The 20,963-nt window shown below is 63.8% G+C and carries 14 protein-coding genes; 8 read left to right on the top strand and 6 right to left on the bottom strand.

The annotated features are described in order from the left end of the window. Nucleotides 1-38 precede the first annotated feature (38 nt). Genes KBA48_RS09220 through KBA48_RS09205 form a run of 4 tightly spaced genes read right to left on the bottom strand, consistent with a single transcriptional unit; the run spans nucleotide 39 to nucleotide 5,083 of the window. A complete protein-coding gene (locus KBA48_RS09220; protein WP_292905465.1) occupies nucleotides 39-620 on the bottom strand; it encodes a sarcosine oxidase subunit gamma in 582 nt (193 codons plus the stop codon). Beyond that, the gene (locus KBA48_RS09215) at nucleotides 613-3,546 is read right to left on the bottom strand and encodes a sarcosine oxidase subunit alpha family protein (protein WP_292905464.1); all 2,934 of its coding nucleotides are present in this window, start codon (nucleotides 3,544-3,546) and stop codon (nucleotides 613-615) included. Before KBA48_RS09215 ends, KBA48_RS09220 begins: the two co-directional genes overlap by 8 nt. Further along, nucleotides 3,546-3,824: a sarcosine oxidase subunit delta gene (locus KBA48_RS09210; protein WP_292905463.1), complete on the bottom strand. Its 279-nt coding sequence runs from the start codon at nucleotides 3,822-3,824 to the stop codon at nucleotides 3,546-3,548. Before KBA48_RS09210 ends, KBA48_RS09215 begins: the two co-directional genes overlap by 1 nt. Nucleotides 3,825-3,832: 8 nt before the next feature. Beyond that, entirely contained in the window at nucleotides 3,833-5,083 is a 1,251-nt protein-coding gene (locus tag KBA48_RS09205; protein ID WP_292905461.1) for a sarcosine oxidase subunit beta family protein, read from the bottom strand. Nucleotides 5,084-5,397: 314 nt separating this feature from the next. Here KBA48_RS09205 and purU point away from each other — a divergent pair, with 314 nt between their 5' ends. Beyond that, the gene (gene purU, locus KBA48_RS09200; protein ID WP_292905459.1) at nucleotides 5,398-6,258 is read left to right on the top strand and encodes a formyltetrahydrofolate deformylase; all 861 of its coding nucleotides are present in this window, start codon (nucleotides 5,398-5,400) and stop codon (nucleotides 6,256-6,258) included. A gap of 107 nt (nucleotides 6,259-6,365) precedes the next feature. Here the strand turns inward: purU and KBA48_RS09195 are convergent, their stop codons facing one another. Beyond that, entirely contained in the window at nucleotides 6,366-7,007 is a 642-nt protein-coding gene (locus tag KBA48_RS09195) for a TetR/AcrR family transcriptional regulator (protein WP_292905457.1), read from the bottom strand. Between the two features lie 258 nt (nucleotides 7,008-7,265). On the opposite strand from KBA48_RS09195, the gene KBA48_RS09190 reads away from it, so the two are divergent. The 7 genes from KBA48_RS09190 to KBA48_RS09160 all read left to right on the top strand — a co-directional run bounded on the left by KBA48_RS09190 (nucleotide 7,266) and on the right by KBA48_RS09160 (nucleotide 19,000). After that, the gene (locus tag KBA48_RS09190) at nucleotides 7,266-8,504 is read left to right on the top strand and encodes an amidohydrolase family protein (protein ID WP_292905455.1); all 1,239 of its coding nucleotides are present in this window, start codon (nucleotides 7,266-7,268) and stop codon (nucleotides 8,502-8,504) included. 348 nt (nucleotides 8,505-8,852) lie between these two features. Then, on the top strand, nucleotides 8,853-11,066 hold the full coding sequence (locus tag KBA48_RS09185; RefSeq protein WP_292905453.1) for a TonB-dependent receptor: 2,214 nt from the start codon (nucleotides 8,853-8,855) through the stop codon (nucleotides 11,064-11,066). A 47-nt stretch (nucleotides 11,067-11,113) separates the two neighbouring features. Then, the gene (locus KBA48_RS09180) at nucleotides 11,114-12,748 is read left to right on the top strand and encodes a hypothetical protein (RefSeq protein WP_292905451.1); all 1,635 of its coding nucleotides are present in this window, start codon (nucleotides 11,114-11,116) and stop codon (nucleotides 12,746-12,748) included. After that, nucleotides 12,745-14,151: an FAD-linked oxidase C-terminal domain-containing protein gene (locus KBA48_RS09175; protein ID WP_292905449.1), complete on the top strand. Its 1,407-nt coding sequence runs from the start codon at nucleotides 12,745-12,747 to the stop codon at nucleotides 14,149-14,151. The genes KBA48_RS09180 and KBA48_RS09175 overlap by 4 nt, the downstream gene beginning before the upstream one ends. 83 nt (nucleotides 14,152-14,234) lie before the next feature. After that, nucleotides 14,235-15,458, top strand: coding sequence for an MFS transporter (locus KBA48_RS09170; RefSeq protein ID WP_292905447.1), 1,224 nt, complete (start codon nucleotides 14,235-14,237; stop codon nucleotides 15,456-15,458). Between the two features lie 252 nt (nucleotides 15,459-15,710). Then, a complete protein-coding gene (locus KBA48_RS09165) occupies nucleotides 15,711-17,858 on the top strand; it encodes a TonB-dependent receptor (RefSeq protein ID WP_292905445.1) in 2,148 nt (715 codons plus the stop codon). Between the two features lie 98 nt (nucleotides 17,859-17,956). Further along, nucleotides 17,957-19,000, top strand: coding sequence for an alpha/beta hydrolase-fold protein (locus tag KBA48_RS09160; protein ID WP_292905443.1), 1,044 nt, complete (start codon nucleotides 17,957-17,959; stop codon nucleotides 18,998-19,000). 65 nt (nucleotides 19,001-19,065) lie between these two features. Here KBA48_RS09160 and KBA48_RS09155 read toward each other — a convergent pair whose 3' ends face one another. Beyond that, nucleotides 19,066-20,760 (bottom strand): DUF885 family protein, encoded by a 1,695-nt coding sequence (locus KBA48_RS09155; protein ID WP_292905441.1) that lies wholly within the window; start codon nucleotides 20,758-20,760, stop codon nucleotides 19,066-19,068. Nucleotides 20,761-20,963: the final 203 nt, after the last annotated feature.

The following is a 20,963-nucleotide window of genomic DNA, read 5'->3' as shown; positions in this document are numbered from 1 at the left end:
GGCATCCTCACTTTCCGATTTTTGGGACAGGCGGCGCGTCAGGTTTGGGCGTCGTCGGGCCGGAAACCACCGGCCGCCACGCTTATCCACTCCCGTAGATAGGCCGCCAGGCTGCGATCAACGACCAGATCGAAACGCGGCTCATCGCGGGTCTGCATCAGCAACACCGGCACACGGGCCAGCAGGGTCTGGGCGCACCGCCCGGTCGTAAACTGGCGCGGATGCAGGTCCAGGCTGCACCCCTTGGCCAGCAGGGTACGGGCGTTGCCGCCCGACAGGGCGATGACCTCGCGCCCGTCGGTGATGTCGGCCAGCAGATGCGGGATGTCGCCCAGGGCAGCCCCGATCGCCGCCAGGTCCGGCAAGCAGCCTTCCGCCACCATCAGCAGCCATTCCCCCGGACCGGTCCATATCAGGCGCCTGTCGCCCAGCCGGACGGTGTTGGGGGCCAAAGGCAGGTCCAGGCCCAGGGGCGCCAGGGCGGCGGCGGCCCGTGCCGCCTCCACCGCCCGCACCCGCAGCATGGCGGCCGGCAGCGGGCCCAGATGCTCCACCTGCAGCCCGTTGAACCGATGGATGGACGGCCTGGCGCGCCCGACTTTATCCTGTGCATCAGGCATTCAACCGCTCTCCTTCAGGATCATAGAACAGGGGGGAGACAATGCGGGCCTGAAAGGCGCCGGCGGGGGCCAGGACGCGCACCGTCTGGCCCATACGCTCCCGCCCGCCGCGCACCATGGCCAGGGAGATGGGCCGGCCCAGCGTGTCGGAGACACAGGCTGAGGTGACGTGGCCATCCGTGAGCCCGACCGTCCCGTCCGTAAAACGCAGATGGGCGCCGACGGGAATGGGCCGGACCCCGTCCACCGGCTCCAGGCCGACAAAATTCAGACGATCGGCCCGCGCGTTGCTGGAGCGCAGCAGCGAGCGTTTACCCACAAAATCCTTGGCCTTGCGCGAAACGGCGGGGCCCCAGCCCACATCCAGCGGCGTGGTGGTGCCGTCAGTGTCGGCGCCGACATGCAGGTAGCCCTTCTCCGTGCGCAAATCCATCCAGGCGTCAATGCCCACCGGCTGCAAACCCAGGGGGGCCCCTTCCCCCATGATGCGCTGCCACAGGGCGGTGGCCCGCCCGGCCGGCACGTTGATCTCATAAGAGACCTCACCGGTGAAGCTGACCCGGCAGACGCGGGCCGGGATACCGGCGACATGACCATCGCGAAAACTCATGTGAGGAAAGGCGGCGGCACCGATGTCGAAATCCGCCCCCACCCGCTCCAGGATGGCCCGCGCCCGTGGCCCGGTCAGGGTCAGCGTGGCCCAGGCGGTGGTCACCGGCATGGTGACCACGCGCAGGTCGGCCCACTCGCATTGCAGCCACTCCTCCAGCCACTCGGCAATGCGACCGGCATTGCCGCCCGTGGTGCCCACCAGGAAATGATCCGGCCCCAGGCGCGCCACCACGCCATCGTCGATGATGATGCCATTCTCGTTGGTCATCAGACCGTAGCGCAGGCGCCCGGGCTTCAGCGTGGATATGGTGTTGACGTAGATTCGGTCCAGGAACTCGGCTGCATCCGGTCCCTTGACCTCGATCTTGCCCAGGGGCGAGCCCTCGAACAGGCCGGCGGCGGTGCGCACCGCCCGGATCTCGCGATGCATGGCCTGTTCCCGCCCCTCGCCAGGACGCAGGTAGTGGACCGGCCGCTGCCAGCCGCCAAAATCCTCAAACACGGCACCCTGGGCCTGATGCCACTCATGCACAGGCATCTGGCGCCGGGGCCGGAACAGATCGGCACGGTAGGCGCCACGGAAGGCGCCCAGCGTCACCGGCGTGTAGGGTGGGCGAAAGCGGGTGGTGCCGGTCTGCGGGATGGTACGGCCGCATTGTTCCGCCAGGATGGCCAGACCGTTGATGTTGCTGGTCTTCCCCTGGTCCACCGCCATGCCGAGGGTGGTGTAGCGCTTCAGATGCTCCACGGAGCGGAAATTCTCCTGCGCCGCCAGCATGACGTCGCCGGCGGTGACGTCATTCTGGAAGTCCACCCACGCCTTGCCGCCCGGCACCTGCCACAGCGCCTGGATGGCGGTGGAGCCACCGTCGACATCCGTGGTGGGAGGAGGGCCATCCGTCACCGGCAGGCCGCACAGCCGCACAGCCTCGATGCCCGCCGCATAGCCATCGGCCAGACAGTCGGCCAGGGCCAGTTGCCCATTGCCGGCGCCCACACTGCGGCACGCCTGTCCCACTTTGCCCGGCGTGAACATCAGGGCGGCTTCGTCCCATGACAGGCTGCCGCCGGCCTGGCTGTGCAGATGCACAGCGGGGTTCCAGCCACCGGACATGCCCAGCACATCGCACGCCAGCCGGCGGCGTCCGGCAGGCGTGGCGACGGTGACCCCCGTCAAACCGGCCCGACCATGGGTCTTCTCCACCACCCCTTGCCAGATCAGGGGTATGCCTGCCCGTTCCAGCGCGGTGACCCCGGCGTTGCTGCGCCGCGCCCGGCAATCCACCACCGCAGCGATGGCAATGCCGGCCCTGTGCAACGCCAGTGCCTGTTGGTAGGCGGTGTCATTATTGGTGAACACCACGGCGCGCCGGCCGGCGGCCACACCGTACTGCGCAACATAGCGGCGCATGGCCGACAACAGCATGATGCCGGGCCGGTCATTGTCCGGGAACACCAGGGGCCGCTCCAGCGCACCGGTGGCCAGTACCACCCGCCGCGCCCGCACCTGCCACAGGCGCTGGCGCACAGGGCCAGCCGTGACCCGTTCCAGCAGGCTCAGCGCGTTGTGATCATAGTAGCCGGTGGCAGTGGTTCGGGCCAGCAGCGTCACCTCCGGCAGGGAGCCCAGGGCGCGCAACTGCCGCGCCAGCCAGTCCCTGCCCGGCAGGCCATCGACGACAACATCGGTGGTCAACAGGCTGCCACCGAACGCGGCCTCCTGCTCCACCATCATGACGCGCGCCCCGCTGCTCGCAGCGGCCACGGCCGCCGCCAATCCCGCCGGGCCGGAGCCGACCACCAGGACGTCGCAATGGGCATAATGATGTTCGTAGATTTCCGGGTCGGGACCGGCAGGCGCCGTGCCCAGACCGGCGGCCCGGCGCACCGCACCCTCGTACCAATGCCAGCTCGGCCACATGAAGGTCTTGTAATAGAACCCCGAGGGCATGAAACGGCCCAGCAGCCCCATCAGGGCGCCAGCATCATGGCGGGCGGTGGGCCAGCAATTGACGGGCCGGGCCACCAGACCGTCGACCAGTTCGACCTCCGTGGCCTTCAGGTTGGGCACGGATCGCTCGCCGTCACCCACCGTGACGATGGCATTGGGCTCCTCCACCCCGGCGGCCATGAGGCCCCGGGGACGGTGGTATTTAAAGCTGCGCCCCACGACGCGCACGCCGTTGGCCAGCAAGGCAGAGGCCAGGGTATCACCCTGGTAGCCCATATAGGTCCGGCCATCGAAGGTGAAGCGCAGGGGGCGGGACCGGTCGATCAGGCCGCCGGATGGCAATCGGTTGGACTGGCCGGCCATCACGCCACCTCCGGCCGGGCATGGCCCATCGGATAGACCGCCTTGATCTCATGGGTGACGGTATCGCGGAGGAGGTTGAACCATGTACGGCAGCCTGCGGCATGCAGCCAGCGCTCGGCATGCAGGCCACGCGGGTTCTGACGCATGAACAGATAGTCGGCCCAGGCGTCCTCGCTCACCGCTTCGGCGGGGCCGGGGCGAACCACATGGGTCTCACCGCCGCACCGGAACTCGATCTCGTCGCGGGGGCCGCAATGGGGACAGGAAATAAGCAGCATGATGACCTCTAATGCGCGATGCCGGCGGCGGCGGCTTCATCGATCAGGGCGCCGGTTGTGAAGCGCCGCAGGGAGAAGGGGGCGGCGACGGCATGGGGACTGCCGGTCGCGATATGGTGGGCCATCAGCCAGCCGCCGGCCGGGATGGCCTTGAAACCGCCCGTCCCCCAGCCGCAATTGATGAACAGGCCGGGCACGGGGGTTTCGCCCAGGATGGGGCTGCTGTCCTGCACCACGTCAACGATGCCGGCCCATTGCCGCAGCATGCGCAGGCGGCCGAGCGCGGGATATTGTTCCACCGCCGCCCCGGCGACATTCACAGCCGTGGGCAGGTTGCCGCGCTGGCCATAGGAATTGTAGAGATCCAGTGCGCCGCCAAGGACCATCTCCCCCTTGTCGCTCTGGCTGACATAGACGCCGGTGGCAAGCGACAGGATGACCACGTCCAGCAGGGGCTTCACCGGTTCCGACACCATGGCCTGCAGGGCGTAGCTGGTCACCGGCAGGCGGAATCCCGCCATGTCGGCCAGGACAGTGCTGTGACCGGCCACCGACATCACCACACAGTCGGCCTCGATCTCGCCGCGCGTGGTGCCCACTCCCGTCACGCGCCCGTCCGCACCACGGCGGATGGCGTTGACTTCGCAGTTCTGGACAATGTCCACGCCCAGGGCGCTGGCAGCGCGGGCGTAGCCCCAGGCCACCGCATCATGGCGCGCAGTCCCGCCACGCCTCTGGATGAAGCCGCCCCAGACGGGGTAGCGGGCCTGCGGACTGGTGTCGAAGATGGGTGCCAGTCGGGCGATCTCCGCCGGGGTCAGCAGGTCGCTGTCGATGCCGTTGGCCCGGATAGCCCCGGCCCAGCGCTGCACCACCTCAAGCTCGTGCCGGCTGTGCGCCACCGTGACAATGCCGCGCTGGCTCAGCATGATGTTGTAGTTCAGGTCCCGTGACAGCCCCTCGTACAGCTTCAGCGACATTTCGTAGAGGGCGGCACTTTCCGGGTAATAGTAGTTGGAACGGACGATGGTGGTGTTGCGGCCCGTATTGCCGCCGCCGATCCACGCCTTCTCCAGCACCGCCACGTCACGGATTCCATGGTTCTTCGCCAGGTAATAGGCGGTGGCGAGACCGTGGCCGCCGCCGCCGATGACGACGACCTTGTAGCGCTTGCGGGGCGTCGCATCGCGCCATGCCGGCGCCCAATCCCGCGCGCCCAGCCCATGCCGCAGCAAGCCCCAAGCCGAGTAGCTACTCATTCGACTCGCCTCTTTCCATTCCATACAGAACTGTTTTTAAGACGCTAGAACAAACCGGACCGGCTGACAAGGGGCATCATAACGTTTCCACGGCGCGCTATGCACGCAGGCACGGCCGTGTCCCGCCGGTCGGCACGGGCGCGCGAGAGGGCATTGACATCGGATCACAATACAATACTGTACTGGATTATCTGACCTGGACACCGGCTGCCGACCTTGTGCCACGGACGGCGGCAATAAGGATGCGCCGCCACCTGGATGATCGGCGCCACCGGGTCCAGACCTCCATTCAATTCCTGCGGAGTACCCGGCTCATGTCCACGCTTTCCACGTCCGCCCTGATCTTGAAATGCCCCGACCAGCGGGGCATCGTCGCCAATGTCTCCGGCTTCCTGGCCGACCATGGCGCGTCCATCGTGGAGTCCAACCAGTTCAACGACCCGGATACCGACACCTTCTATATGCGGGTAGAATTCCGGCTGGAGGACGGAACGACGGACTTGGCGGGGATCGAGCGGGCCTTCGCAGCCGTGGGGAACCGTTTCGACATGAACTGGACGCTGTTCGACATGACCGTCCGCCCCCGCGTCCTGATCGCCGTCTCCCGCTTCGGCCATTGCCTGTTCGACCTGCTGCACCGGTGGCGATCCGGGCTGCTGCCAGTGGAGGTGGTCGGCGTCGTCTCCAACCATGCCGACATGCGGTCCTTTGTGGAATGGAGCGGCCTGCCCTATCACCATTTGCCGGTCACCGGCAGCAGCAAGGCACAGCAGGAGGGCCAATTCCTGGAACTGGTACGCCAGTCCCGGGCCGATCTGGTGGTGCTCGCCCGCTATATGCAGATTCTGTCACCCGACCTGTGTGCCGCCCTGGCCGGCCGCTGCATCAACATCCACCATTCCTTTCTGCCCAGTTTCAAGGGCGCCAAGCCCTATCATCAAGCGCACATGCGTGGCGTGAAGCTGATCGGCGCCACGGCCCATTACGTGACCACCGACCTGGATGAAGGCCCCATCATCGAACAGGGTGTGGAACGGGTGAACCACAGCCAGACGGCAGAGCGCCTGGTGGAGATCGGCCGCGATATCGAATGCACAGTGCTGGCCCGCGCCGTGCGATGGCATGCGGAGCATCGCATCATTCTGAACGGCCAGAAGACTGTCGTCTTCGCGTGACTGAGGTGACGACGCCCAGGCCTGGCTCCCGTCACTCGCGGAAATGGCCTCCCCCGTTCGCGCGGGGGAGGCAAAGGACCGTTACGCCGCCCTTCCCCGACAAGGCGCTAAATAAGGCTGTCGGGCGGCATCAGGCCTGTCAGGATCTTATAATACAGCGGCAGGGTGGCCGTGCGCTCCGCCCGGGTTTCCTTGATGGCCAGGGCATAGTAACCGACCTGATGGAAATAAAGCACACGGGCGCGTACGCCACTTTCCGCGTCGTCATAACCCAGATTGCGGAAGATGTCGCTGAACAGCTGGATGCGTTCGTCATCCACCTTGCGCAACAGGGCCGCCGCCGTCTTGGAATGGCGTGCCCAATCGCGGACAGCCATATCGAAACTGGGGGAGAAATCCTTTTCTTCGACCCAGATGCGGATGATCGCCTTGAACTGGGCCATACCATCGCCACGGTTGCCCTGGATGGCGGTACGCAGGGCCGTGGTATTGGTATCGCCCCAATAGGTCAGCAGCGCCTGCAACAGGTCTCCCCGGCTTTTGAAATGCCAGTAGAAGCTGCCCCGTGTGACACCGAAATCCTTGGCCAGCCGGTCGACCTTCACCGCCTCGATGCCCCGCGCCATCAGGACCTTCTTGGCCGCCAAAACCCAATCCTCCCGCCCCAACCGTGGCCCTGACGGCGCGCGGCGGGGCCGCTTGGTCACGGAGGTGTCAATCGGATCGGTCTCCGGCATGTCCTTCTTCATCTTATGTCCCAACTGTCCCGCGAATAGACCTTGCCGGACATTGGCAAAGCCACCGGCCATCGTCAACAAACACCCGTGCAGTCGATAAAGACGTGCATCCGCCGCCATTGATTGGCTTGTGGAGCCAGCCGCTACCGGTGACATTCATCGAGCTGCCAGCCTAGCTGCGCACCAGATTCAGTTCAATACTGTATTTTATTGATTCCCCCGACACCCCCACCTATCATTCCGTCCGGCCCAACGCCGAGGGAGGAAAGCATGAGTCTGGTCCTGATCGAGAACGCACGCATCTTTGATGGCTTCAATGAAGAGTGCGCGGAGGGCATGTCCATACTGGTGGAGGGCGAACGCATCCGTGAAATCTCGCCGGGACCGATTGCCGTTCAGGATGCCGTGCGGCTCGACGCAGCCGGCAAAACGCTGATGCCGGGGCTGATCGACCTGCACATCCATGCCTATTTTTCCGACTTCAACGCAAAGGTCGTGGACGGTCGCGACGCCCCCTACCGGACGGCCTATGCCGCAAGAAAGCTCAGCCACGCGCTGGATTGCGGGTTCACCACTGTCCGCGATATCGGCGGCGGCGACTATCCGCTGGCTGCGGCGATCCAGGATGGGCTGATCCGCGGCCCACGCTTCTTCTATGCCGGCAAGGTCCTGTCGATGACCGGGGGGCATGTCGACTACCGTCTGCCCAACGAGAAGCACCATACCCATGGCTATTGCTCTTGCGGCGCGATGAACTGGGGCGGCGTGGTGGTCGACGGCGTCGATGAATGCATCAAGGCCGCCCGCGAAGAACTTCGACGCGGCGCCCATTGCATCAAGATCGTCGCGTCCGGCGGGGTGATGTCGCCCAGCGATCCCATGTGGATGAACCAGTTCCGCGAGGACGAAATCCGGGCGATCGTCAATGAATGCACCGAGCGCCGCACCTATGTGTCGGCCCATTGTCATCCGGTCAGCGCCATCCGCCGGTCGATCGAGTTCGGTGTCCGCTGCATCGAGCATGGGACGCTGATGGATGCCGAGACAGCCCGGTTCGTCGCCGAGCGCGGCGCCTATGTCGTGCCGACCATGGCGGTGATCTTCGCAACGATGGAGGTCGGCGCGAAGCTCGGCATGACGCCCGACAGCATGACCAAGCTCAAGGTCGCGGCGGACTCGGCGATCGAGGGGCTGCAACATATGCGTGATGCGGGGATCAAGATCGGCTTCGGCACCGACCTTCTCGCTTCGACCTATGATCAGCAATGCCGTGAGTTCGAACTGCGCCAACAGGTCTTCACCCCGCTGGAAATGCTGCGCCAGGCCACCTCTATGGGTGCCGAGATATTGATGCAGGAAGGCCAGCTCGGCTGCGTCAAGCCGGGTGCCTATGCGGATCTGATCGTCGTCGATGGCGATCCCCTGCGGGAGATCGGCCTGCTCGCCGCCAATGGCCGCAAGCTCGACCTGATCATGCGCAATGGCGAGATCGTCAAGAACAGCCTGTAAGCGACGCCCGCGGCTTCGCAATAGCGCAGGTCGCCCAAGGGCCTTATGACCTGAACGGACAGTGGACGCACCGGACAGCGCCGCTGTCCGCAACCTTTCCGGTGACTTTGGCGGCCTCCGCGCCCACCGGGCCCGTACCGGCGGAGGAGAACCGTACGGACGTGCATTCTTGCATCAAAATCCTGCGACGTCCGACAAGGGCTCAAACCCAATATCTCTAACCTCCATGCAGCATGGTGCGTCCGATTCCGCTTGACGCATGCATCGAACAAAAAATACAGTACAGCGCTGTATCTAATATGCCGATAAGAAGCCTAACGGCTCGATCACCTGAACAGGGGGATAACAATGGCTGCGGATTTGTTCAAAAGGCGGAAGGCCTTGCTCCTGTGCGGGGCCACCCTGCTGATCGCCACACCGGCGATAGCGCAGAATGTCGATGGGACGCCGGGTTCCGAAGAGAATTTCGAACTCACCGAGATCATCGTCACCGCCCAGAAGCGGTACGAGCGGCTGATCGACACCCCGCAATCGGTGACCGCCGTCACGGCGACGGACCTGGAAAAGCTGGGCGCGACGCAACTTGTCGATTTCGCCAACACCGTGCCGGGGCTGCAAGTCACCGGCCAGGGCGCGGGCCTGGGTGGGATCAGCATGCGCGGTGTCACCACCGGCGTCGATGTCGGCCCCACCGTCGGCATCTATGTCGACGATATTCCCTATGGCTCCAGCACCGTCTATGGCGGCTCCAGCACGTTCGTGACGGATGTCGCCCTTTTCGATCTTGACCGCGTGGAGGTATTGCGGGGGCCGCAAGGCACGCTGTACGGCGCCAGTTCGATGGGCGGCGTGCTCAAATATGTGACCAGCCAGCCTTCGCTGCGCACCTTCGGGGGCAGTGTCCAGGCCGGGGCTTCCGCCACGCGTCACGGCAACGCCAGCTATAACGGCAATGGGGTCGTGAATATACCGATCGTGACCGACAAGGTCGCAGTGCGCGCCAGCGGCTTCCATTCCAGGCCAGGCGGTTATTTCGACAATGCCATGACCGGGGACAGGAATGTCGACGCCACCAGGGTCGATGGCGGGCGTGCGGATATCCTGATCGAGCCGGCCGAGGGCCTCACCATTCGCCTTACCGGCTTCGGCCAGGATATCCGTCGTGACGGCAATGCCTATGCCGATTACACGCTCCAGGGCCAGCCGCTCAACGATCCGCTCCTTCAGTCTCATCCGCTGGTGGAGGGCTTCACCTCCACCTTCCGCGTCTATAGCGGCACGATTTCCTACGATTTCGGCGGCGCCACGCTGACCTCGATCACCGGCTATCAGAAGACCAAGCGCTATCAGCTTGCTGACAATTCAGCGCTTTATGCACCGTTGCTGCAAAGCCTGGGCATACCTGCGATCGCCGTCGGTAATGAGACCACGTATCTTATGCGGAAATTCACCGAGGAGGCGCGGCTGGCATCACCGACGGGTGACCGGTTCGAATGGCAGCTCGGCGGTTTCTATACGCATGAGGACGCGTCGGTGCGATCCGGACTCCCGGCCTACGGCACCGGGCTTGTGGAATTGCCGATCAATCTGGCAAATGCGACCGCGCCCAGCCTCTACCGGGAATATGCGTTTTTCGGCGACCTGACCTGGCATCTCACGGACAGGTTCGACGTGACCGGCGGCATCCGCTGGGCACAGAATGACCAGAAATACGCGCAAAACTCCACCGGCCTGCTTGTGCCCTCGGCCCCGGCGGCGAAATCGGACGAGGGTGTGACCACATATCTCGTCAGCGGACGCTACCGCTTCAACGATAATGTCATGGCCTATGCGAGTTACGCCACCGGCTTCCGCCCCGGAGGCCCGAATATCGCAAAAATCAACCCGACGACCGGCGCGCTGGTGGCGCCGCCGGCCTTCTCTTCCGACACGCTCCGCAGCTACCAGGGCGGCCTGAAGGCGGAAACCTCCGATCGCCGTTTTTCGCTGGACGGGTCTGTCTTCTATATCGACTGGCAGGATATTCAGTTGGCCACGGTTGTGGATGGTGTCTCGGCCATTCAGAACAGCGGCGGCGGTGCCCACATCAAGGGAGCGGAACTGGCATTGACCGCGCGCCCCACCGCTGGGCTGACCCTGAGCGGGGCTTTCGCCTATAATGACGGCGCCCTAGACCGTGCGGACGCGGCACTGGGCGCCAGGAAGGGCGAGCGGCTGCCCAACGCCGCCCGTTTCACGGCCAGCATCAACGCCGATTACGTCTTTCGACAGAGTGATCTTCAGCCCACCATCGGTGCAACATGGCGTTACGCCGGCAAACGTACGGCCAGCTTCGACGCCAATGCCGGCCTGCCGCAATATCGCCTGCCGGCCTATAATCTGACCGATATACGGGCCGGGATCACACTCGGGGAGGTCAATCTGCAGGCCTATGTCCACAACCTGTTCGACAAGCGCGCGCAGTTGAGTGCTGCGACAGCTTTGTCATCACTCGGGGGGCCCGCCCAGGTGACGATCCTCCGGCCCCGCACCATCGGCTTGACGGCAGGCTGGTATTTCTAGACGGGGGAAACCGCCCGCCATCGATCCCACGGCAGAAAGACCGACCAATGAGCGCCAGAATCCAGTTGCCGAAGCCCTCGGGTCCGTACCGCATCGGCGTGATGGACTTCGAACTCACCGACACAAGCCGCGAAGAAACGTTCAGTCCCGGCACAACGCGGCGCATTCCCGTCAGGGCCTGGTACCCGACGGCGGCGGAAGACGGCGTGCCGCGCCCCAATGCAAAGCCGGCGGAACTGCTGCATCAGGTAGCGCCATTTTTCAAATTGATCCCGACCAGCACCGATATCTCCGCCCTGCTGGATGTTTCCACGCATGCTTGGGAGGATGCGCCGCCGCTCATGGGAACACGGCGGCCGGTCCTGATCTTTTCCCATGGGGGCTTCGCCTGCCCGCAAACCAACATCATGCCGGTGGAGCATTTCGCCAGCCACGGTTACGTCGTTCTCTCCATCAGCCATCCTTATGTCGACCAGGCCACCCTTCACGAGAATGGTGATACCATCAAATGCCATCCGTCGCTTCTGGAGGATCTGACGGCAACCGCCGCCAAGCCCAGTTACGTTGCGGCATTCTCCGCACCGGACCCCGCCACGCGGCTGGACGCGATGCTTACCAATTGCCATGAAACGAAGATGGCAACCCAGTTCCGGGTTTGGGCAGGGGATTTTATCCACGTCATCGACCGGCTGCACGCGGCCGATCTGCCGGCCAAGGCAAAAGCGCTGCTCGATATCGTCGATCTTGACCGGCTCGGCACGTTCGGCATGTCCTTCGGCGGGGGCGCGGCGGTATCGGCGGCGCAGCGCGACCCGCGTGTCAGGGCCGGCATCAATCTGGATGGCGGCGTGTGGGACGCCGACATGCTGGACCGCGACTGCCATGCTCCCCTGCTGATCATGCACAGCGATTTGTCGCTGCTGCTGGCGGCCTTCGGTATCACGAACAGCCATCCGCACTCCGAACTCTTTCACGAGCGACTCGCAACCGCCGGAACCCGTGCCGATATCCATCGCGTGGAGGTGAGCGGTGCCACGCACCTCTCCTTCACCGACCTTTGCCTGATCCCGCCCGAACTGCGTGCCGACCCGGTGCTCGCGGCCATGATCGGTCCGATTGACGGCCAGCGCATGGCCAGCATCGTGAATGATTTCTGCCAAGCCTTCCTCGACCATTATCTCAGCCGTGAGGGGGCTGGCCTCGATCCGGCCTTCCGGGCGAACTATCCGGAAGTGTCTGACATCGACCTCGGCCCTGTGCGTGATTGGGCGGCCACGAGCCCGCCCCCTGGCTTCATGTCCTATCGGCATGTGCAGCTCATGAACCGGATTCTGGCCGACGACAAGCTTTCACAGGCCGCCGCGGCCAAGCTCACGCGCCCCTATCTTCTGGCTTATGAGCTGACCGGCGGCCCGGAAGGCCGGCCCGTGTGGTGGCAGATGCGCTTCGACCCAGAGGCAGGTGTGTCCTTCGCCCTGGGCGAACCGCAATCCTCGGCCGACCTCACCCTGACTGGCGACTGGCAGGAAGCTGTCCAGGATCTCGCCGCTCTACGGTACGCAAAGAAGGATGTAACCCTGCGGCTGAAGCCGGTGGGCGACGAGACGCTGATGGCCACGCTGGCCGAGGCCTTTTCGGCGGCGCAAAAGGCGGCTGCAATCCCCACGAGGGAAACAAAATGAAGGAAGTCAAAAGCCTGCCGCCGTCGGGCGGCTTGTCCCGTGCGGCGCGCGAAGCGCTCGACGGGACGCTCGGCGACCGCGTGAGCTATGCGGAGGCGATCCGGTCCCAACATGGAAGCAGCGAAACCCATTTCGCCCCAAGCCTGCCCGACGCGGTGGTTTTCGCCGAGAGCACCGAGGATGTCATCTTCGTTGTCCGGCTGTGCGCGGCGCATGACATCAAACTGACGGCATTCGGCGCCGGCACCTCGATCGAAGGCCAGGCCCTTCCGGTCGCCGGGGGCATTTCTCTGGACATGAGCCGGATGAACCGCGTTCTCGCCGTCAATGCCGAGGATTTCGACGTCACCGTCGAAGCCGGGGTGACGCGGGTGGCGCTCAACAACCATCTTCGCGACCAGGGACTGTTTTTCCCGGTCGATCCCGGTGCCGACGCGACGATCGGCGGCATGGCCTCGACACGCGCGTCAGGCACCAATGCCGTCCGCTATGGAACGATGCGCGAGGCGGTGCTTAGTCTGCGCGTCGTCACGGCGGACGGACGCGATATCCGCACCGCGCGGCGCGCGCGGAAATCGGCCGCGGGTTACGATCTGACCCGCCTGTTCGTCGGGGCCGAAGGCACGCTGGGCATCATCACCGAGGTGACGCTGCGCCTGCATCCCATCCCCGATATCATCGCGTCGGCGGTCTGTGGGTTCGAGACCCTGGACGGGGCCGCAAGGACGGTGATCGAGGCGATACAGCTCGGCGTGCCGCTGGCCCGGGCGGAACTTCTCGACGATGCGCAGATGCGGGCCGTCAATCGCTGGTCGACGCTCGACTATCCCGAGAAGACAACCTTGTTCCTGGAGTTTCACGGGTCACAGGCTGCGGTGGACGAGCAGGTTTCGATGGTCGGGGAGATCGCTGCGGCGAATGGCGGCGGCGCCTTCGCCTGGTCCTCCCAGGCGGAAGAGCGAACGCGCCTGTGGAAGGCCCGTCATGAGGCCTATTACGCAACCCTGGGGCTGCGCCCCGGATCGGTCGGCTGGGCGACCGACGTCTGCGTGCCCATCGGCCGGCTGGCGGACTGCATTTCCCAAACGAAGCGCGATCTCGACGCCGCATCGGTGCCAGCGACCATCTGCGGTCATGTCGGCGACGGCAATTTCCACGTCGTCTTCGCACTCGATCCCGACGCTCCGGCCGAATGGGAAGAAGTCGAGGCGATCAACACCCGCCTGGTTGCGCGGGCGCTGTCGATGGACGGGACCTGTACCGGCGAACATGGCATCGGTCTGGGTAAGCAGGAGGCACTGGTCGACGAACTCGGCGAGGCTGTCGATGTGATGTACCAGATCAAGCGCGCTCTCGATCCACGGGGGATGTTCAATCCCGGCAAGATCTTCAAGTCGAACTGATGACCAGCCAACCCTCAGCCTCCACGAACCCGCCATCTCCGCCGCAGCCATGGCAGCTCTTTTCGTTGCGGCAGCGCTGGAAGATGCTGGCCGTGCTGTTCCTGGTCTCAACCGTCAGCAATGTCGATCGCCAGATCATGACCGTCGCGATCGAACCGATCAAAGCCGAATTCAATGCCACCGACACCCAGATGGGATTGCTGACCGGCGTTGCTTTTGCCTTGTTTTACGCAACGCTCGGCCTGCCGATCGCCCGATGGGCCGACCGCGGCAATCGCAAGCTGATCATCACGATCTCGATCACCTTCTGGAGCCTGATGACCGCGATCTGTGGCGCTGCGCAGAATTTTGTACAGATGTTCTTCGCCCGCCTCGCCGTCGGGGGTGGGGAAGCCGGAGCGTTGCCGACCTCGCAGAGTCTGATCGCCGATTATTTTCCGCCGCAGGAACGGGGCAAGGCCATCGGGATCTTCGCCATGGCGGGAGTGGCAGGCTATGCGGCAGCATTGATTGGCGGGGCGCAGATCGCCAGTCTGTTCGGCTGGCGTGCCATGTTCGTGATCTTCGGCTTGTCCAGTCTGCTGGTTGCGATCATCGCCAGCCGCTGCCTGCTTGAGCCGCGCCACATGTTGCCGCGGGCGCGCACACAGGCTGCCGGCGAGCAACTTCGCCCCTCGATCACGGCGCTGGCCCGCAAGCCCAGTTTTCTGTGGCAGATCACAGGCGGTGGATTCTACGGTATCGTCAGCTACGGCGCGCTGATCTTCGTCGTGTCACACCTCGTGCGCAGTTTCGGTTTGTCGCTGTCCCATGCCGGTGCGGTCTACGGCTCGATATCGGCGGTCACTGCGATCGTCGGTGCGGTTGCTGGCGGATACCTGACCGACCGCCTGGGACGCCGCACTCCGGCGGCGGTACCCTTGCTGACAGGGTTGCTGATGATCGCGGCGCTGCCGGCCTATCTCGTCGCGCTGCTTACCCACGATTTCAACGTCTTTGTCATTGCGGCCTTGATCGGCGGCTGCCTGATCTTCGGCGCGGGCCCTTCCCTTTTCGCCGGCGTCCATATTGTCTGCGGATCGCCGCGCCGGGCGACGGCAATTGCGCTGCTGTATTTCGTGATGAATTCCATCGGCCTGAGCGGCGGGCCGGTACTCACTGGCGTCCTCAGTGACGGTTTCGGCGCACAACTTGGCACTGCGATGGGCTTGCGGATTGCCATGCTGATCGCCTTTGCAGCCCTGCTGCCGGGCGGCATCTGCTTTCTGCTGGCCGGTCGGACAATGAGGGCAGACGCCGAGAGCTGAGCGTCCGGTGCCAATGCTGCGCCGCGAAGAAGCGCTGACATGAGACCGCTGACCTGGGGGACGGCTGCGCTCTGCGGACAAACGACAGCTTGTCTGCACCGCACCTGGGACCCGTGCCGACCTCATCATCCTCGATGACGATCCTGTGGCGGATATCGGGCTGCTCTCCATCACACGGTGCAACTCTGATCTGAAGCCAGGGAACGGGGGAACCGTCAAAAAATCCACTGAACAGAACATGGGGAGATCAAGATGCGAATGCACAAAAAGGCCTTGCTTCTGGCTTATGCCAGCGTCCTACCAATGCAATCCGCGCTCGCACAGGATGTAGCGCAATCCAATCCGACAGATCAGGCGGCCGAATCCCCGGTCATGCTTGAGGAAATTGTCGTCACGGCGCGCAAGCGCGAGGAAAAAATTCTCGACATCCCGGCGACGATCGAAGTCTTTTCATCGAGAGACTTGGCGGCCAAGGGCAATATGACGATCAGCGATCTGTCGTCCAGGCTCCCGAACTTCTTCATCACGTCGCCGCGGGTCAATCGAATTTCGGTGACGATGCGCGGCCTGGGCGTGCCGGGTGTCGGCCTTTACATCGATGGCGTCTACCAGCCCTCGGCCGTGGCCTTCGCCATTCCGCTGTTCGATCTTGAACGGGTCGAGGTACTGAAAGGCCCACAGGGCACACTTTATGGACGCAACGCCTATTCAGGCGCGATCAGCTATGTCACCCGCGCCCCGACGAACCAGGCCGAAGCCGAGGTCAACGCCGAAGTGGGCAACGCTGGGACCAGACGAAGTTCAGCGACCGTTGCCGGACCCATCATCGAAGATCTGGTTACGGCTCGTCTGTCCGGCGCGATCCAGCGGCGCTCAGGCTTTCGCAATTTCAGCGACGGCAGCAATGCCGACCGCGACGACTACGAAGCCTTCACGGGTCGTGTGACGATCACGCCCGCCAGCAATCTTTCGCTCGATCTGAAATATTCCCACCTAAACAAGCTGGGGCCGTCGTTCCTTTATCATCAGGTATCCGACATCAACGACAAGCACGGCCGGCTGCTGTTGACCCCGACATTTGGCGCCCCGGCAGGCGTACTCGCGGGCAGTCGATCGGAAAGCCGGCTGCGCAGCGACAGTTATTCGGGCAAGATCACCTACTCCGCCGACGCGTTTGATGTGGTCGGTACGACAGCCTACAACACCCAGAAATTCAGCGACACCAACGACGCCGACATGGGCCCGTCCGACTTTTTCGCCGTGCGCGGGACAGGCGCCTTGGACGATTTCAGCCAGGAAGTGCGCGCCCAATCGACCGGCGATGGACCGTTCAAGTGGCTGGCGGGGATTTATTACAACCACGGCAAATCCGGAGATTGCGGTTCCTGCGGCAACCTGCTCGGCGGTGTCGCGTTTGGCGGCACATCGATATTCCAAGGCAATCCGACAACCGAATATACGGCCACCGCAGGGTTCACGGATCTGGAATATACGCTGAGTGACCATGTCGTGGTGGGCGGCGGCGTCCGCTACGACGAAATCAAATCGGAACTGCAGCCGCTGGCGAGCCCATCGATCAGCGCCAAATTTCACGGCCTTCAGCCCAAGTTGACAGCGCGCTACCTGTTCAATTCCGAAACGCAGATTTACGCATCCGTCAGCAAGGGATTCACGCAGGGCGGCTTCAACGCCCCGCTGGCCAACACGACCAGTCCGCAGAGGACGTTCCCCAACCAGACGCTGTGGTCGTATGAGACCGGCTTCAAGAGCAGTTTCGACGAGCAACGTGGCAATGTTTCCGTTGCCGTGTTCTATATCGATGCACAATCCTTCAACGCAGCAGCGACCGTCCCGACACCGATCGGACCGCGCGTCGTCACCGTTCCTGTCGGTAAGGTCAGATCCTACGGTGTGGAGGTCGACAGCTCCTATCGCATAACGCCTGAGCTGCTGCTGGAGGCGAACGGCGGCTATAACCCGGTAACGCCGACCGTCCTGTCGCCCAACATCGCACCCGGTATCGGCAATGTTGACGAGCAGTTCCAGCGTGCGCCGAAATGGAGCTATCGCCTCGCCGCCACCTACACCGAACCCGTGTCCGACGTGCTTTCGCTTGAATTCAGTGGCGCGGTCAACGGTGTCGGACCGACCCACTTCTGCGGTGAAGCGGCGGTGTTCGGGCCTTGCCCGACCCGCGATGCCTATAATCTGGTCGATGCCAGCGTATCACTGGTCTGGCCGCGTTATCGGATATCGCTCTTCGCGCGCAACCTGTTTGACAAGACCTACGTCACGGACTGGCTGGCCAAATCCGCCCTGGCCCAGTTCGGCGCGCCGTCGGCCGGGTCGGTCTACGGCGACCCCCGCTATTGGGGCATCCGCGCCAGCGCGAAATTCTGATCGAATTTGACGGCCGGTCTCGGCCGGTCGTCGATTTTCGTGACAGCGACGGCGACCGGCTGAAGCCCTGAAACAGCAATCCAACCGGGAGGGAGCCCATGGATAAACCTATCGATCGCAGATCCGCCTTGTCGACCGGCGCCAGCGCCCTTTTTGCCGCTGCGGCGACGACCCTGCCGGCACGCATGGCCGCCGCCGAACCGGCGGGCCCGGCACCGTCCGCGGCCATGGGCCCCGCCGGTCTTATGGAATCCGCGCCGTCGTTCGATGCCCTGTTTCCGTCAACGCGTTACTTCGAAATCGACTCAAAAATAGCCAACGCACGTTTCGCCGCCTGGGTGACGCTGCCAGCGCAATACAGTGCCGACAACAGCACAAGCTATCCAATCATCTATCAGATGGATGGAAACCTCTTCTTCCCGACGACTGCGCCATTTCATCAGGCGGGACAAGGCGACGCCCTGTCACCCCAACTCCCCTTCATCCTTGTATCCGTGGGCTATTCCAAACCAGAAAGCCATGCATGGGCTTGGCTGCGCATGCGCGACCTGACCCCGCCGGGTGAAGCCGTGCCTGAGATAATACGCCAAACCGTTGAGCCCGCTGTGAAAGCCGGGCGCCTGTCGCAAGACGAAGGTCGTCGCTATCTGGCAATGTTCGCCAGCCAGGCCGCCGATAAGTTCCTCGCCTTTCTCGAACAGGAGCTGCATCCCCAATTGGCAAAGACCTTCCGGATCGATGCGAGCAATATCGGCCTCTGGGGTTATTCCTATGGTGGCTTATTTACAACTTATGTCGCGATCAAACAATCAGCCCTCTTCAAATGCATCGGAGCCGGCAGCCCTGGGATTGTTGAGAAAGATAGCCAGATATTCCAGCTTTACAGGCAGGCCGTCGCTTCGAAACAGGACTATTCGGGGCGTCGGCTGCATGTCACCCTTGGCGTGCGCGAACTGACACAACCGGGCATCTATCAGTGGGTCACCGCCCGCGGCACGAGTGAGCTGCTTGCCCAGACTTCGCTGAATCCCTTGCCCAATTTGCAGGTTTCATCCGAACTCATCGCGCTGGAAACTCACCTGACGGGAGCCTTACCCGCCTGGTTCAGCTTTCTGCGCGCATGCTTTGGACGCAAGCCCTGACAACCCACCAACCGTGGCGGCATCGACGCAACCGCGCCGCCAGGTCAATAGCCACAGGCGGCCCGTCAGGCGGCACGCACCGTCTGGCGGGCTGTCCAGTCGGCCATCAACCCCTCCAGCATCCGCAGCGGAACCGGCCCGAGCGCCAGCAGCGCGTCGTGAAAGCGTCGCAGGTCGAACCCGTCGCCCAGGGCCTCCTCCGCCCGCTGCCGGATTTCGCGGAATTTCAGATTGCCAAGCTGATAGGCCAGGGCTTGGGCCGGCATCGCGACATGGCAATCGACCTCCGCCTCGACGGTGGACCGTGGCATCGACATGTGTTTTTCAAAAAATGCAACGGCCCGCTCACCGCTCCAGCCCAATGCATGCAGCCCCGTATCGACCACCAGCCGCACGGCGCGCCACATCTCCATCTCCAGGCGGCCATAGCGTTTCTCCGGCGTGTCATAAAGGCCCATCTCCGCGCCCAACTGCTCGCAATAAAGCGCCCAGCCCTTCAGGCATGCCGCATAACGATGGGCGCCGTAACGGCGGAACGGCGGCAGGTGCTTCATCTCCTGGGTCAGGGCCATTTGCATGAGATGACCGGGCCAGGCGTCATGCAGAACGATGGGTGCATGTGCATAACGCGGCAGCTTCCCCGGCACGGACGTGATCCACAGCACGCCGGCTGCGCTGCCATCGGCGGGATTGGGCTGGGCATAGGCCGGCGGCATCTTCTCGGAAATCGCCACCGGGATGCTGTTAACGCCAAAGGTGGCACGCGGGAGGCGGCCGAAAAATTCCGGGATGCGGGCGTCGATGCGTTTGCACAGCACCTCCATTTCCGTCCGCAGCATGTCGGCGCTGGTAGCATATTGCGACGGGTCGGCCTGCAATGAGGCACGGTAGCCCGGAAGATCGCCGGGCCAGCCCGCTGCCGCCGCGACCGTCAGCATCCGGGCACTGATCCGGTCCACCTCGGCAAGGCCCAGGGCATGGATCTCCTTGGGCGAGAGTTCAAGCGTCGTCGCCTGCGCCACCAGGAAGCGGTAATGGGCATCTCCGTCGATATCGTCGGTGCAGGCCACGCTGGTCCGCGTCCCCTCGCGCAGTTCTCGCGCCAGGAAGTTGGCATAGGCTTGCAGCGCTGGATAGATCTGGTCATTGATCAGCGCCAGCCCCTGCTCCACCACGGGGGCACGGGCGGCGATGCGCCCCGCCATGCGGCGCAGGGGCAACGCGAACGGATGTTCAGCCACAGGCACGGCCAGGGAGCCGCGTACCTGGGCCACGGCCCGATCGATAACCAGTTGCGGGTAACGAAACCCACGCTCCCGCCCCGCCCGTAACGTCTCACACAGGCCAGCCAGTGCGGCGGGCACAGCGGACAGGCGGGCCAGATAGCGCCGGGCCTCGGGCAGGTTCGACAGAACCGTGGCGCTGGCCCAGCAAGTCAACTTGAAGTCCGGCCCCATCGGATAGAGCGATGGCCGCAAATGCCCGCCGCAGGCCACCAGTTCGCCATAGGCAGCCAGTTCACGGCGCAGCAGCGCATGGGTCGTCCGATCGCCGCTATCCAGGCCCCGTGGATCGATGGCATCCAGTTCCGGCAACACCCGGTCGGCCCAGGCGGCACGGCGCAGATGATCGGCTGGCGCATCGCGCAGCAGCAGATCACCAGCGGCCGGCTGGCCCGCCTGAATGCCGATCAAAGGGAACTCCTCCCGCTGGAATGCCCAGTAGCGGTCGGCGAGTTCGTGCAGCCTCGTGTCGGCCATATCTCATCCTCTTCCGATCAATGGCCGCGATGCCGGCAAGGTGCGCATCGCCCCCGTGATGACGCAAGCGTATGGCAACACTCCATACAGTGCAATATGGTATTGTTTAGTCATTTGGAGATGGAGATATGCGAAAGCTATATCGTCACGAAAACAGGATATCGGCCACGAGAATAGCCGTTCCAGGCGCGTCAATTGGGAAT

Origin of the sequence: Niveispirillum sp. (assembly GCF_017996735.1) — a bacterium.
Classification (GTDB): domain Bacteria; phylum Pseudomonadota; class Alphaproteobacteria; order Azospirillales; family Azospirillaceae; genus Niveispirillum.
This window is presented reverse-complemented; position numbering and strand designations above follow the sequence as displayed.